Genomic DNA, 12744 nt, shown 5'->3' with positions numbered 1-12744 from the left:
GCTTTTCACCGGGAAATGATTGTCAGGTGACGACCCCCCTGAATGAACGAGCGGCCGGTGAAAACCGGCCGCTCGAATATCATGCTATGGTCGATCAGGCAGCGAGGGCGATCTCCTCAGCCCGCGCCTTGGCAGCGCCTATAGCCTTCTCTGCGGCTTCGGGGCCGAATGCGAGGCCCTCGACATAGATGGTCTCGATGTCGGTGATGCCGAGGAAGCCGAGAACCGACTTCAGGTACGGAACCGCGTGGTTCATCGGCGCTGCAGGACCTTGCGAATAGACGCCGCCGGAAGCGAGAACGACGTAAACCTTCTTGCCGGTGGCAAGGCCCACAGGTCCGTTTTCCGTGTAGGTGAAGGTACGACCGGCACGGGCGACATTGTCGATCCAGGTCTTCAGCGACGAATAGATGCCGAAATTGATGAGGCCTGTACCGATAACGACGGTGTCAGCAGCAAGCAGTTCGTCCACCAGTGCGTCGGATGTCTTGACTGCTTCGGCTTCCTGAGCCGTGCGGACGTCTGCCGGCTTGCGGATGGCAGCGGTGAAGAGGTCGTCGATATGCGGAAGCGGGTTGGCTGCGAGGTCGCGGCGAACCACGACACTGCCTGGCTGCTGAGCCTGGATTTTGCCTGCGAGGTCTGCAGCGATAGTGGTCGAAAGAGACTCAGCGCGCGGGCTGGAGGTCAGAAGCAGGATGGACGACATGATTGTTGTTCCTCTTGTCTGTGGCATTCGAGGTCCGCTTGGGAGGTTTGGACCCGGGGTTCGATGCAAGAAATATGACTGGTGGCCTATCGAAAAAACTGGGATAATGTAGATCGAAACTATCGATGGATTGGATGGATAATGTTGCCGAACCCTACTTTGGACCAGTTGCAGGTATTCCTGACGGTTGCCGAGACAGGCAGCTTCTCAGCGGCGTCGCGGGTGCTCAACCGAGCCCAATCGGTGATCAGCTACACGATTGCCAACCTTGAGGCACAGCTCGAGATGCAGCTCTTCGAACGTTCGGGGGCACGCCAGCCGAAGCTGACGGAGGCGGGCAAAGCCATGCTTGAGGATGCGCGGAGGCTGCTGATTGATTTGCAGGTGATGCGTGCCCGTGTGAAGAGCCTCAAGGAGGGGCTGGAAGCGGAAGTTTCCGTGGCGATCAGCGTGATGGTGCCGCCTCAGGCGACGGTTGATGTGCTGCGAGAGTTCCGTGAGAGATTTCCGTCTGTCGCGCTCAACTTGAATGTCGGAGAGCTTGGCATGGTTATGGACGGGGTGCTGAGCGGCAAGGCGAGCATCGGCATCGGCGGCGCGGTGCTCAGGCAGGATGATTCGATTACGATAGAAAAGATCGGCTATTCCTTCATGATGCCTGTTGCGTCACGCAATCACCCCCTGGTAGCGATCGATCGACCGCTCACCCTCGGCGATGTCCGCGAGGAGGTGCAGCTCGTTGTGACCGACGCATCCGGTCTGACGAAGGGCCGAGACTTCAATGTGCTGTCCTACAAGACCTGGCGCGTGAGCGACATTGCGACCAAGCATGCGCTGATCCGAGGTGGCTTGGGCTGGGGCGGGTTGCCGGCGTCGATCATTCGCGACGATCTGGCCAGCGGCACTCTCGTCCATCTCGATCTTCAGGCCTACGAACAGGGCGAATATCCGATCTACGCCATGCGGCGTGTTGCCAATCCGCCGGGTCCGGCGGCCACGTGGATGATCGATGCTTTCCGCTCCCGGCTTTCCGCATGCCCGAGCCACGCGGACTTCACAGCATCGCTGAGCGATATCCGCCCGCCCGAGATGCCGCTCGCTGCTGAGTAGGCGAGGCGCTGGCGCCTCGCCTAATTCATTGGCTCAGAAAACCAGCCTGAACTTTGCAAAGCCGTCGCTTCCTTCGCCGGCATCCTCTATCTTGGCGCCTTTGACGTCCGTCATGAACTGCTTGGCCCGGGGGCCGCTCTGGAAGGTCGCCGTCGTTCCGGGCAACGGCTTGAACGTCCAGTTGCCGTCGGCCGAAGGGTTGATCGTACCCTGCTCGTGGACATAACGCACGATCACATCGCGGTTCGTGTCCGGTGCCTGGAATACCACCTTGTCCGCGGCGATTTCCGGGAATTTTCCGCCACCGCCGGCACGGTAATTATTGGTGACGACCACGAACTTCTGTTTCGGATCGATTGGTTTGCCGTCGAACTGCAGGTTCTGAATACGGTTGGAACCGGCATTGATCGCCTTGCCGTCGTTGTCGTATTTTCGCGGCTGGGACAGGTCGATCTGATAGGTGACGCCGTCGATCACGTCGTAGTTGTAGGACGGGAACTCGTCGTTCAGCAGATCGACGTCCTTGGCGCCCGGCTTCACTTCGTTGAACATGCCGGCCGACATTTCCAGCCAGTTCCTGACCTGCTCGCCCGTAATGACGACGGCCTGAACGGTGTTCGGATAGAGGTAGAGGTCGGCGACGTTCTTGATGGCGATATCGCCGGCCGGGACGTCGGTGTAGTAGTCCGCGCCGCCGCGTCCCCCGGCCTTGAACGGCGCTGCAGCCGAAAGCACCGGCAGATCCCTGAATTCGGTGTCCGCGAGCATCTGCTTGATGTACCAGGTCTGCGCCTGCGAGACGATCTGAACTGAGGGGTCGTCTGCAACGAGAGCGAAATAGGAATAAAGTGGTGCCGATGTCTTGCCGACCGGCGTGCGGACATAGGCAAGTGTCGCCTCGTGCTCGGCCTTGGCCGCGTCGATGACTTCCTTCTTGTTCACCACGTCGGCGACGACCTTCTTCTTGTCGTCACGGTGGTAGATCGGCCGTGCTGTCGACGTGAACTCGACGATTTTCCAGCTCTTGCCGTCCTTCTCCAGCAGCAGGTCGATCAGGCCAAGATGCGAGCCCCAGAATCCTGCCATGACCGCGGGCTTGCCGTGCAGTGTGCCCTTGACGGGATCAGCGTTCTGGATGCCGTCCCACGTTTTCGGTCCGGGGAAGACGAGATGCTGGTGTCCGGTAAAGATCGCGTCGATGCCATCGACCGCAGCCAGATGCAGCGATGCGTTTTCCATCTTTTCAGTCGGTGGCGAGCCGTCGATGCCGGAGTGGGAAAGGGCGATGACGATATCCGCTCCTTCTTCCTTCATTGCGGGCACCCATGACCTGGCGGCTTCGACGATGTCGCGGGTCTGCGCCTTGCCCTCGAGATTTTTGATGTCCCAGAGCATGATCTGGGGCGGTACGAAACCGACGAAACCGATCTTCACCGGACTCTCGTTGCCGGCGCCGTCTTTGATCAGCTTCTCGACGATGATGTAGGGCTTGAAGAAAAGCTCGTCCTGCTTGGGGTCTGAGGCAAGCTTGCCCTTGGTCAGATTGGCGCAGACGAATGGGAAGTTGGCGCCTGCCAGCACCTTGAACATGAAGTCGAGGCCGTAGTTGAACTCGTGGTTCCCTAGCGTGCCGACGGTGTAGCCAAGCGTGTTCATCGCCTTGATGACAGGGTGGACGTCCCCATCCTTCATGCCGTGTTGATAGGCCATGTAGTCGCCCATCGGATTGCCCTGCAGCATGTCACCGTTATCGATCAAAAGCGAATTGGCCGCCTCCGCCCGAATGCTGTCGATGATCGTCGCTGTGCGCGCCAGACCCATCGTGTCGTTCGGCTTGTCTGCATAGTAATCGTAGGGAAAGACGTTGACGTGAATATCAGTCGTTTCCATCAGCCGCAGATGCGCCTGGTTGGCGGCGGCGCGCGCGGTGAAGGGATGAAGCAGCACCAGAGCGGATGTAGCGGCAATTCCGGTGAGCAGCGAGCGCCGGCTCACCGGCGGTAGATCAAGCATGGAAGACATAAAAACTCCTTCGAAAATCATGCGTCGCCCGGCCCGAAGGCGAGAGTAGGATGATCTGCGAAGGAGTAAACCCTCAAAATGACAGGTACTTAACGCGACAGCGTTGGCCGTACTTCCTTGTGGAAGAAGCGGAAATAGGAGGCGACCTGAGCCCGGGCATTGGAGTTCGGGTCGAACTGAATTCCGAGACGTCCGTTGTGGCACCAGCGGATGATGCCATGAAGAGTACCAACGTCCTCGGTGAGGATCTGCACGCGGCTGCCCGATGCTGCATGCAGCGGGGCCCTGATTTCCACTGCCATGCCGGTGACCGACATATCGAGAATGCGGGCATCCACCTCCTTGTTCAGGTAGCGGACTTTGCCGAATATACGGCAAGGTTTACGATCGGCCTTGCGAGCGATGATATTTAGATTGTGCATCATACTACTCCCAACAGGATTGCTGATGCGAAGTATTGGCAAGAAAGATTGAGAATCCTTTCACGATTGTCCTTAATATTGAGAAAAGCGGAGGTTAAACTGGGGCTGCATTTCGTCGCCCCACGACATGCTCGCGCCATATCGTGAAGATGCCGGATCCGACGACGATCAGCGAACCGATGATCGTATTGCGGCTCAGCGTCTCGCCGTAAATCGTCGTGCCGATGATTGAGGCATAGACCAACTGGAGATAAGTGAGCGGCTGCACGGCTGCTGCATCAAGCATGTCGTAGGCGCGGATGAGGAAGTAGTGACTGGAGATGCTGGTCATGCACACCAGCGCCATCCATCCCCAGTCCGATGCGGTCATCCAGGTCCAATAGAAGGGGCCCACGAGCGTCATGGCGATGCCGCCGACTACGCCGGTATAGAAAAAGCTCGTCATCGACGAATCGTCCCGGCTCACGAGCCGTGTGACGATGACGTAGAAGGCGAAGAGGAAGCAGGACAGGATCGCAAGCAGCAGCTTGAGATCGAAGAAGCCACCTTCCGGCTTGAGGATCAACAAAACCCCGATGAGGCCCGTGCAGATTGCGGTCCAGCGGCGCCAGCCCACCCGCTCACCGAGAATCGGCATAGAAAGCAGCGCAATCAGAATCGGCGTGCCGGAGAAGATCGCCTGCGAGTGGGCGAGGCCGATGACGGCGAAGCAACTGATGACCGCCACGACCTGAGCCGCAAGCAGCAGGCCGCGAACAACCTGCAGCACGGGCCGTTTGGTGCGCGCCGTTGCCGATAATCCGCCTCGCATTTTCGAAGCCAGCAGGATCGTAAAGAGCGCAAAGGCCCAATAACGGATCATGGTGACGAAAACCGGAGGGTAGGCGCTCCCGAGATGCTTCGAGATGGCGTCCTGTACGGAGAAGATGGTGATCGCCAGAAGGACGAAAATATAGCCTTGCGTCTTCGATGTCATTGCGCCGTCTTATCGCGGCGGTTCTCCACACGCCATGGAAAACCTGAGCCCTGCTCCACGTTGCGGTGCAATCCCGACGCATTGTCAGAGTCCGACATTCGGCCTGTCTATGACCTCGCGCAGAGCGAAGCTCGAATTGATCTTCACGACATGCGGAAGCGCTGAGAGCCAGTCGCGGTGGATGCGCTCGTAGTCTTCCAGATCGCGCGCGGCGACGCGCAGGATGTAGTCATACTCGCCCGACATCAGGTAGCAGACCAGCACATTCGGACAGCGCTTCACGGCCGTCTCGAATTCGGACAGCGTCTTGGCGAACTGGCCCGATAGCGAGATATGCACGATCGCGATCATCTTGTAGTCGAGGGCCTTATGCGAAACATGTGCATGGTAGCCGCGGATGATGTCGCTTCGTTCCAGGATATCGAGCCGCCGGGAGCAGGCCGATGCAGAGAGGCCAACCTTGGCTGCGAGGTCGGCATTGGTGATGCGCGCGGTGGACTGAAGAGCCTTCAGAATCGCAAGATCGATAGAGTCGAGTTGTGACATTCGAAGAACCTTCGAGTTTTTGCTGATTTCTGCAATAATCTTCGAAAAACACCTTCAGTGCAATTGCTCTTTGCAAGGACATTTCGCAGCCGTGGTGATTGGATTTCCCTCGCAAGACAGTCCGCTTGACKGACCTAAAATGAGAGGAACGCCAATGCGTGTCGGTTGCCCGAAGGAAATCAAGAACCATGAATATCGTGTCGGTCTGACACCGGCGTCGGTTCGTGAATATGTCGCACACGGCCACGAGGTCTGGATCGAAACAAAGGCGGGCGCCGGAATCGGCGCCGACGATGCCGCCTATATCGGCGCTGGCGCGAAGATCGTAGCCTCGGCCAAGGATATCTTCGAAAAGTGCGACATGATCGTGAAGGTCAAGGAGCCGCAGCCCGCCGAATGGGCGCAGCTTCGCGAAGGGCAGATTCTCTACACCTATCTTCACCTGGCGCCCGATCCGGAGCAGACGAAAGGCCTGCTGGCATCCGGCGTGACGGCGATCGCCTATGAAACGGTGACCGACGAGCGCGGCGGCCTGCCGTTGCTTGCGCCGATGTCGGAGGTCGCCGGTCGCCTTTCTATTCAGGCTGGCGCAACGGCACTGCAGAAGGCCAACGGCGGCCTCGGCATCCTCCTCGGCGGTGTGCCGGGGGTCCTGCCGGCGAAGGTCACAATCATCGGCGGCGGCGTCGTCGGACTGCATGCTGCGAAGATAGCGTCCGGCCTTGGTGCGGATGTCAGCATTCTCGACAAGTCCTTGCCGCGTCTGCGCCAGTTGGACGACATCTTCGGTGGCCGCATCCACACGTGCTACTCCAGCATCCAGGCCCTGGAAGACGAGGTGTTCTCGGCCGATCTGGTTATTGGTGCGGTTTTGATACCCGGTGCCGCCGCCCCCAAGCTGGTCAGCCGCGAGATGCTTTCGGGTATGAAGAAAGGCTCGGTCATTGTCGACGTCGCCATCGATCAGGGTGGCTGCTTCGAGACCTCGCACGCAACCACACACTCCGATCCGACCTATGTGGTCGACGGCGTTGTTCACTATTGTGTGGCCAACATGCCGGGCGCGGTTCCGGTCACCTCCGCGCATGCGCTCAACAACGCAACGCTCGTGTATGGCCTTGCTCTTGCCGATCGAGGCCTGCGCGCAGTCGCCGAGGACAAGCATCTGCGAAACGGCCTGAACATCCACAAGGGCCGCGTGACCAACAAGCCGGTCGCCGAGGCTCTTGGGTATGAGCCGTATGCGCCGGAAAGCGTACTGAACGTAGCATAAGCCACATCACGTTACGTCAGTCGAAGCCGGCTGCTTTCTCCGCGGCCGGCTTTCTTGGTTCTCATCTGTCTATCCGGCATTGGTAGCAGTTGTTACGGGCCGAGCGGACGTGCACGTATGCGATCTCCGGCCGATCGAGCAGCGTTGCCGCATAGGTGGGAATATCCCCGATCGGCGTGACCGCGCCGGTGCCGTAGACGATCCTGTTATTTTCCGCATAACCTCGGACAATGAAATCCCGGCTTGCTTTCAGAACCGGCGGCATGATTTCTTCGGCCACATACCGCTCGCATCGCCGCTTGTGCATGAAGACAGGGCCCGTCTCCGCATAGGGCTGTAGCTCAGGGAAAGGCCGATACGCAAAGACCAGAACGTCGTCGCCGACGTCGATATTCCCCAGGCAATGACGGCACGGGTATCCCGGTCCATCGGAAATCATCGTTTCCGGCAGGTTGTCGTAGGCGTCCAGACCACCGTTCCATAGATGCTCGGCATCGGTCGTGGGCATGGCTGAAAAGCGAATAGCGGTCATGGCAAATCTCCTTTGAGCTTTGCCACTGAATGCCGCTTGATGAAGCCGGAAGCCACCCGATCCTTGCCGCCTAGCTTTTTTTCGCAGCCTCGAGCAGTTCCTTGTCGCTGAGTGGTCGAACGATGGCCGTGCCGGTGGCGACGGGCGAGAAGCCGAACATCTGGTAGAGCTGCAGAGCACGCGGGTGGTCTAGGGTATTCGTTGTCGTGGTGACCCGCGTCGGATTCTGCGTCCAGATTGCGTAAAGCGCCTGCAGCAGGAACCACTTTCCAATGCCGAGCCCGAGCCCGCTCTCCATCAGACCGAAATGGCTGAGTTCGATCGTTTCCTCGTCTTCCGCGAAATACTCGTAGAACCCCGCCGGGGCGCCGTTGACATAGAGCACGCTGATGGCATTGCGCTTGTCATGCAAGGTGGCGGCAAGTTCCTCATCGCTCATCCGCATGCGATCGACCCATTGCCAGCGCGCACCGACTTGGCGGTAGAGATAGCGGTAGAACGGCAGCGGGATGCCGGGCGCGCGCATGATGGCAGTCTGGATGTTGACAGGCACAGGCAGGCTTGCCTTCGGCGGTGCCGTCATTTCGAGACGCGTGAGATGAGCCTTGAGCGTAGCGGGTGTTTTTACCATAGCGGTCAGGCTTTGACCGGTTCCGGCGGACCGGTGACGACGGGAGTGTCGGCCCGGCTTCCCCACTCGCTCCAGGATCCGTCATAGAGCTTGTTGTCGGTATGACCGAGCGATTCGAGCGCAAGCGTAATGATAGCGGCGGTTATGCCGGAGCCGCACGACGTGACAACCGGCTTCGTCAGGTCGATGCCGGCGTCTTCGATCGTCTGCTTCAGTTCGGGCAGGGACTTGAAGCGGCCTTGCTTGGCGAACACGCCGGACGGCAGATTGCGCGCACCGGGCATATGACCCGACCGCATGCCGGCGCGGGGCTCTGGTTCCGTTGCGGCGAAACGCCCGGCGCTGCGGGCATCGGCGATCTGCAGAGCGCCGCCCGACACGATCCTCTTCATCGCTTCAAGATTGACGACGCGGCCGTAGTCATAGGCCGCCTTGAAAGTCTTTGGTTCGTGATGCGGCCGGATTGTTTCTAGCGGCCGGCCCTCGGCCTTCCAGCCGTCAAGGCCGCCGTCGAGCACGAAGACATTCTTGGCGCCCATGACGCGAAACAGCCACCAGACCCTCGGCGATGCAAACATGCCGATGCCGTCATAGACGACGATACGGTCGTTGTCGCCAACGCCGAGCTTGCCGACTTCCGCGGCGAAATAATCGGGCGATGGGATCGTGTGCGGCAACGGCACCGCGTGATCGGCGATCTTGTCCTGATCGAAACGGATGGCGCCAGGGATGTGGCCCGCTGCATATTCGGCATCGGCGTCGCGTTTCTGGGCTGGGAGATAGAAAGAGGCGTCCAGCACGCGCAGATCAGGCTTTCCCAGCTCTGCCTGCAGCCAGTCGGCAGACACCACAAAACGGCTTTTCTCTTCGCTCATTCCACTCTCCCTCGATTCTCAGGCTTCGTCGCCGGGGGCGCCAAAGCGGATGCGGAAGCGCCGGTTTTCCTTGCCCTTCTTCTCGATCTTGGCAATATAGATCTGGCCGACTTCCTGCGTTTCGGAGACATGTGTGCCGCCGCAGGGCTGGCTGTCAATCGCAGAGTTCTCGCCGATGCAGACGAGGCTGACGCGTCCAAGCCCGATCGGCGGACGCACGTTCTTGGACTTCACGATGCCGGGGTTGGCCGCGAGTTCCTCGTCAGTGATCCATTGCAGGTAAACAGGATGGTTCTGGTTGACAAGTTCCATCAACGTTGCCGTGACCCCGTCCTTGTCGATCGTATCGGCCATGTCGAAGTCGACGCGGCTCTCCTCTTCGCCGACTGCCGCACCCGTGATCGGGTAGGAGCAGACGACGGAAAGCAGATGGCAGGCGGTATGCATGCGCATCAGCTTGTAGCGGCGGATCCAGTCGACGTGCAGCACCAGCGCCTCGCCGACGACAGGCTGCGTCTCGCCTTCGAGCGGTACGTGGATGATGATATCCTTGCTCGCGCCGTGCCTGGTTTGCCCAAGCGCGATTTTGCTGCCGTTGGCGCGTTCCAGAAAGCCGGTATCGCCCGGCTGCCCGCCTGATGTGGCATAGAAGCAGGTTTGATCCAGCTCGATGCCCCCGTCTTCGTGAACGGCAGTGACGGCCGCCTCGCATGTCGAAAGATAGAAGTCGTCACGATAAAGGGCATTGACGGGCATTGGGTCTCACGCTGCTGGTTCGTAGGGTATTTTTATGTCCGTCGACGACGTCAGCCATTCCGGAACGGGCAGGCCTTTCGATGTCAGGAAATCGGGATTGAAAAGCTTGGACTGGTAGCGATTGCCGTAGTCGCAGAGGATCGTCACAACCGTGTGGCCGGGGCCGAGGTCCCTGGCAAGGCGAACGGCGCCGGCAATGTTGATCGCGCTGGATCCGCCGAGGCAGAGCCCCTCGTTTTCAACAAGATCGAAGACGTAGGGCAGGGCTTCTGCATCTGAAATGTTATAGGCGAACTCAGGCGTGAAGCCTTCGAGGTTGGCCGTGATCCGGCCCTGTCCGATACCTTCGGTGATCGAAGAGCCGGCGGATTTAAGCTCGCCGGTCTTGTAGAACTGGTATAGCGCCGCACCATCCGGATCGGCGATACCGATCTTGATATTCTTGTTAAAGGACTTGAGACCGGTAGCGACACCGGCAAGCGTTCCACCCGATCCAACAGAGCAGACAAAGCCATCGACCTCGCCGTTCGTATCGTCCCAGATTTCTTTCGCTGTCGTTTCGATGTGCGCCTGGCGGTTGGCGACGTTGTCGAACTGGTTGGCCCAGATGGCGCCGTTCGGCTCCGACTTCGCAAGCTGTTCAGCAAGGCGGCCGGAAACCTTCACGTAGTTGTTAGGGTTCTTGTAGGGAACGGCCGGCACTTCCACGAGCTCGGCGCCGAGTAGCTTCAATGCGTCTTTCTTTTCCTGGCTCTGGGTTTCGGGAATGACGATGACCGTGCGATAGCCGAGGGCCTTTGCGACCAGCGTCAGCCCGATTCCGGTGTTGCCGGCCGTGCCTTCGACGATCACGCCGCCTGGCCGAAGCAAGCCCTTCTTCTCCGCATCGCGGATGATGTAGAGCGCCGCGCGATCCTTGACCGACTGGCCCGGGTTCAGGAACTCCGCCTTGCCGAGAATGGTGCAATCGGTCGCATTCGACGCGCCCTTGAGCTTGATCAGGGGAGTGTTGCCGATTGCTTCGAGGACGGAGGGATGGAAGGTCATGGAATCTGCCTCTTTGGAACTCTTAGTTTAGGAACGGTCTTTTCCCTTCACAAGGCTGGGTTGGCAAGAAATGCTATTCCACGCCTCTACGTGCCGCGATAAAATTGCACTTCATGCTTTCGATTGTGCGTGAAGGGCGAGATCTGCCCGTCATGCGATGATCCGAAGATTGACTTTCACCGTATGGACGATGACAAAGCAATCACTGAAAGCGGAAACGACCAAAACCGTCATGGTTCACCAGCATATCGACACGGTCGATGCATTGATGGCGCACTATGTCGCCGGCACTCTTCCGGAGCCGGCGCACGTGCTTGTGCAATCGCATCTGGAGATGAAACCGGACCATCGCGCGCTCGTCAAGGACCTGGAGCTCCTCGCCGGTGAGGCGCTGGAGCAGACGCCTGCTGCCGCAATCGGCGACCGGGACGCGCGGCTTTCTGCCATTTTTTCGTCTGTACCGCCCGTCGAGAGGCATCCGGCGGCCGTTCAACCGCAGAGTTTCTTTCCACAATCGCTTCGCAACCTCGTCGGGTTCGATGTCGACACGGTTCCCTGGAAGACCAAGATGCCCGGCTTCAAGGAGTATTCGACCGACATTGATGGCTGTGAAGTGAGCCTCATGTGGATCAAGCCGGGCCGCGCTCTGCCGGCCCACACCCACAAGGGCACGGAGTTGACCCTTGTCCTCGATGGCGCCTTCAATGACAGCAGGGGTCGCTTCGGCCCCGGCGACATCTCGGTCGCGGACGAAACGGTCGATCACCGGCCGGTTGCCGAGAAAGATCGTCCCTGCATTGCGTTTTCCGTTCTGGACGCACCGATAAAGCTGACCGGATCGTTCCGCCAATTGATTGGCGACCTGATCGGCTGAAAGCAGCCACAATAGTGTGATATCGGCATGAACCCGGGAGATGGCGAGGAACTTCCGGGCCCGTTTTGTCGTTCACTGTGCAACCGGAGGAATTGCGCCATGCAAGATTTTGTCGCCCGTCCCGAACACGGAATCGTGTGGATATCAGGTGCAAGTTCAGGCATCGGCCGGGCGCTGGCGCTGAAACTTGCAGGTGAGGGATACAAGGTTGCGGTGACCGCCCGCGACCATGAGAAGCTTGCAGAATTGCAAGCCGAGGCGAGTGGTCTCCCCGGTGGCATCATTGTGCTCGACGGCGACGTGACGGACGCCGAGGACATGGAACACGTGCTTGCATCCATCGAATACGAGCACGGCGCACTGGCGCTGGCGATCTTCAATGCCGGTGTTTATCTTCCCGTTCATGCCGAGGATCTGAAGCTCGGTGACTTCGAGCAGAGCTTTGCAGTGAACCTGCAGGGTGTGGTCAACTGCCTCGTGCCGGCGGTCAGGCACATGAAGGCGAAGGGGCAGGGGCAAATCGCCATCGTCTCCTCCGCTACGGGATATGGCGGGCTCCCCACGAGCGCAGCCTATGGCGCAACCAAGGCTGCCCTGATCAACATGGCGGAAAGCCTGAAGTTCGATCTCGACAAGATGGGCATCCGAATTCAGGTGATCAATCCTGGGTTCGTGGATACCCCGGCCACCAAGCAGAACGACTTTCCGATGCCATCGCTCGTGTCGGTGGAAGAAGCCGCGGCTCAGATTTCCGCCGGGCTGAAGTCGCAGGCCTTCGAAATCACCTTCCCCAAGCGCTTCACCTACGTGATGAAGCTCTTGAACTTGATGCCCTACAGCCTCTACTTCTGGTTCCTTAACCGCGCGACGGGCTGGCATGAGCGTCCGCTCTCTCAACGTCGCCGACCGGTGACCGCGCATCCTGCCGAGTAGCTACTTCGCCAGGAGAGGCGCAGGCAGGGTATGGACGA

At 59.4% G+C, this 12744-nt stretch carries 14 protein-coding genes; 4 read left to right on the top strand and 10 right to left on the bottom strand.

Features of this window, described 5'->3' with window-relative positions:
- Positions 1 to 94 precede the first annotated feature (94 nt).
- Positions 95 to 709, bottom strand: a complete 615-nt coding sequence (locus AC1DMK_RS01570; protein ID WP_037065812.1) for an FMN-dependent NADH-azoreductase — start codon at positions 707 to 709, stop codon at positions 95 to 97.
- Positions 710 to 850: 141 nt separating this feature from the next.
- On the opposite strand from AC1DMK_RS01570, the gene AC1DMK_RS01565 reads away from it, so the two are divergent.
- Complete coding sequence (locus AC1DMK_RS01565) at positions 851 to 1819, top strand: LysR family transcriptional regulator (protein ID WP_477856762.1); 969 nt, start codon at positions 851 to 853, stop codon at positions 1817 to 1819.
- A gap of 33 nt (positions 1820 to 1852) precedes the next feature.
- On the opposite strand, the gene AC1DMK_RS01560 is transcribed toward AC1DMK_RS01565, so the two are convergent.
- From AC1DMK_RS01560 to AC1DMK_RS01545, 4 genes are all read right to left on the bottom strand, one after another.
- Positions 1853 to 3841 (bottom strand): bifunctional 2',3'-cyclic-nucleotide 2'-phosphodiesterase/3'-nucleotidase, encoded by a 1989-nt coding sequence (locus AC1DMK_RS01560; protein WP_477856760.1) that lies wholly within the window; start codon positions 3839 to 3841, stop codon positions 1853 to 1855.
- Positions 3842 to 3930: 89 nt separating this feature from the next.
- Complete coding sequence (locus AC1DMK_RS01555) at positions 3931 to 4263, bottom strand: PilZ domain-containing protein (protein ID WP_477856759.1); 333 nt, start codon at positions 4261 to 4263, stop codon at positions 3931 to 3933.
- 94 nt (positions 4264 to 4357) lie between these two features.
- Entirely contained in the window at positions 4358 to 5239 is an 882-nt protein-coding gene (locus AC1DMK_RS01550) for a DMT family transporter (protein WP_477856757.1), read from the bottom strand.
- An 84-nt stretch (positions 5240 to 5323) separates the two neighbouring features.
- Positions 5324 to 5785, bottom strand: coding sequence for an Lrp/AsnC family transcriptional regulator (locus tag AC1DMK_RS01545; RefSeq protein WP_037065803.1), 462 nt, complete (start codon positions 5783 to 5785; stop codon positions 5324 to 5326).
- 154 nt (positions 5786 to 5939) lie between these two features.
- Here AC1DMK_RS01545 and ald point away from each other — a divergent pair, with 154 nt between their 5' ends.
- Complete coding sequence (gene ald, locus AC1DMK_RS01540) at positions 5940 to 7058, top strand: alanine dehydrogenase (RefSeq protein WP_037065801.1); 1119 nt, start codon at positions 5940 to 5942, stop codon at positions 7056 to 7058.
- 61 nt (positions 7059 to 7119) lie between these two features.
- On the opposite strand, the gene AC1DMK_RS01535 is transcribed toward ald, so the two are convergent.
- The 5 genes from AC1DMK_RS01535 to AC1DMK_RS01515 form a co-directional block, all read right to left on the bottom strand.
- A complete protein-coding gene (locus AC1DMK_RS01535) occupies positions 7120 to 7590 on the bottom strand; it encodes a DUF1203 domain-containing protein (protein WP_477856756.1) in 471 nt (156 codons plus the stop codon).
- 70 nt (positions 7591 to 7660) lie between these two features.
- On the bottom strand, positions 7661 to 8221 hold the full coding sequence (locus AC1DMK_RS01530) for a GNAT family N-acetyltransferase (protein ID WP_037065798.1): 561 nt from the start codon (positions 8219 to 8221) through the stop codon (positions 7661 to 7663).
- A gap of 5 nt (positions 8222 to 8226) precedes the next feature.
- Positions 8227 to 9096: a 3-mercaptopyruvate sulfurtransferase gene (gene sseA, locus AC1DMK_RS01525; protein WP_477856754.1), complete on the bottom strand. Its 870-nt coding sequence runs from the start codon at positions 9094 to 9096 to the stop codon at positions 8227 to 8229.
- Between the two features lie 18 nt (positions 9097 to 9114).
- Complete coding sequence (locus AC1DMK_RS01520) at positions 9115 to 9852, bottom strand: alanyl-tRNA editing protein (RefSeq protein ID WP_477856752.1); 738 nt, start codon at positions 9850 to 9852, stop codon at positions 9115 to 9117.
- Positions 9853 to 9858: 6 nt separating this feature from the next.
- Positions 9859 to 10899, bottom strand: coding sequence for a cysteine synthase A (locus AC1DMK_RS01515; RefSeq protein WP_037065793.1), 1041 nt, complete (start codon positions 10897 to 10899; stop codon positions 9859 to 9861).
- 232 nt (positions 10900 to 11131) lie between these two features.
- Here AC1DMK_RS01515 and AC1DMK_RS01510 point away from each other — a divergent pair, with 232 nt between their 5' ends.
- On the top strand, positions 11132 to 11773 hold the full coding sequence (locus AC1DMK_RS01510) for a ChrR family anti-sigma-E factor (protein ID WP_477856894.1): 642 nt from the start codon (positions 11132 to 11134) through the stop codon (positions 11771 to 11773).
- Between the two features lie 99 nt (positions 11774 to 11872).
- Positions 11873 to 12706, top strand: coding sequence for an SDR family NAD(P)-dependent oxidoreductase (locus AC1DMK_RS01505; protein WP_477856750.1), 834 nt, complete (start codon positions 11873 to 11875; stop codon positions 12704 to 12706).
- The last annotated feature ends 38 nt before the right edge of the window (positions 12707 to 12744 follow it).

This window comes from Rhizobium sp. 05L419 (assembly GCF_056397845.1).
Note: the sequence above shows the minus strand (reverse complement) of the source record. Positions and strands in the feature narration are given on the sequence as shown.

Bases quoted from the DNA above. Each gene is read 5' to 3' on its own strand.
- AC1DMK_RS01555 (WP_477856759.1), bottom strand. From the start codon at position 4,263: ATGCACAATCTAAATATCATCGCTCGCAAGGCCGATCGTAAACCTTGC.
- AC1DMK_RS01570 (WP_037065812.1), bottom strand. From the start codon at position 709: ATGTCGTCCATCCTGCTTCTGACCTCCAGCCCGCGCGCTGAGTCTCTT.
- AC1DMK_RS01560 (WP_477856760.1), bottom strand. From the start codon at position 3,841: ATGTCTTCCATGCTTGATCTACCGCCGGTGAGCCGGCGCTCGCTGCTC.
- AC1DMK_RS01520 (WP_477856752.1), bottom strand. From the start codon at position 9,852: ATGCCCGTCAATGCCCTTTATCGTGACGACTTCTATCTTTCGACATGC.
- AC1DMK_RS01550 (WP_477856757.1), bottom strand. From the start codon at position 5,239: ATGACATCGAAGACGCAAGGCTATATTTTCGTCCTTCTGGCGATCACC.
- AC1DMK_RS01510 (WP_477856894.1), top strand. From the start codon at position 11,132: ATGGTTCACCAGCATATCGACACGGTCGATGCATTGATGGCGCACTAT.
- AC1DMK_RS01535 (WP_477856756.1), bottom strand. From the start codon at position 7,590: ATGACCGCTATTCGCTTTTCAGCCATGCCCACGACCGATGCCGAGCAT.
- sseA (WP_477856754.1), bottom strand. From the start codon at position 9,096: ATGAGCGAAGAGAAAAGCCGTTTTGTGGTGTCTGCCGACTGGCTGCAG.
- AC1DMK_RS01505 (WP_477856750.1), top strand. From the start codon at position 11,873: ATGCAAGATTTTGTCGCCCGTCCCGAACACGGAATCGTGTGGATATCA.
- AC1DMK_RS01530 (WP_037065798.1), bottom strand. From the start codon at position 8,221: ATGGTAAAAACACCCGCTACGCTCAAGGCTCATCTCACGCGTCTCGAA.
- AC1DMK_RS01545 (WP_037065803.1), bottom strand. From the start codon at position 5,785: ATGTCACAACTCGACTCTATCGATCTTGCGATTCTGAAGGCTCTTCAG.
- ald (WP_037065801.1), top strand. From the start codon at position 5,940: ATGCGTGTCGGTTGCCCGAAGGAAATCAAGAACCATGAATATCGTGTC.
- AC1DMK_RS01565 (WP_477856762.1), top strand. From the start codon at position 851: ATGTTGCCGAACCCTACTTTGGACCAGTTGCAGGTATTCCTGACGGTT.
- AC1DMK_RS01515 (WP_037065793.1), bottom strand. From the start codon at position 10,899: ATGACCTTCCATCCCTCCGTCCTCGAAGCAATCGGCAACACTCCCCTG.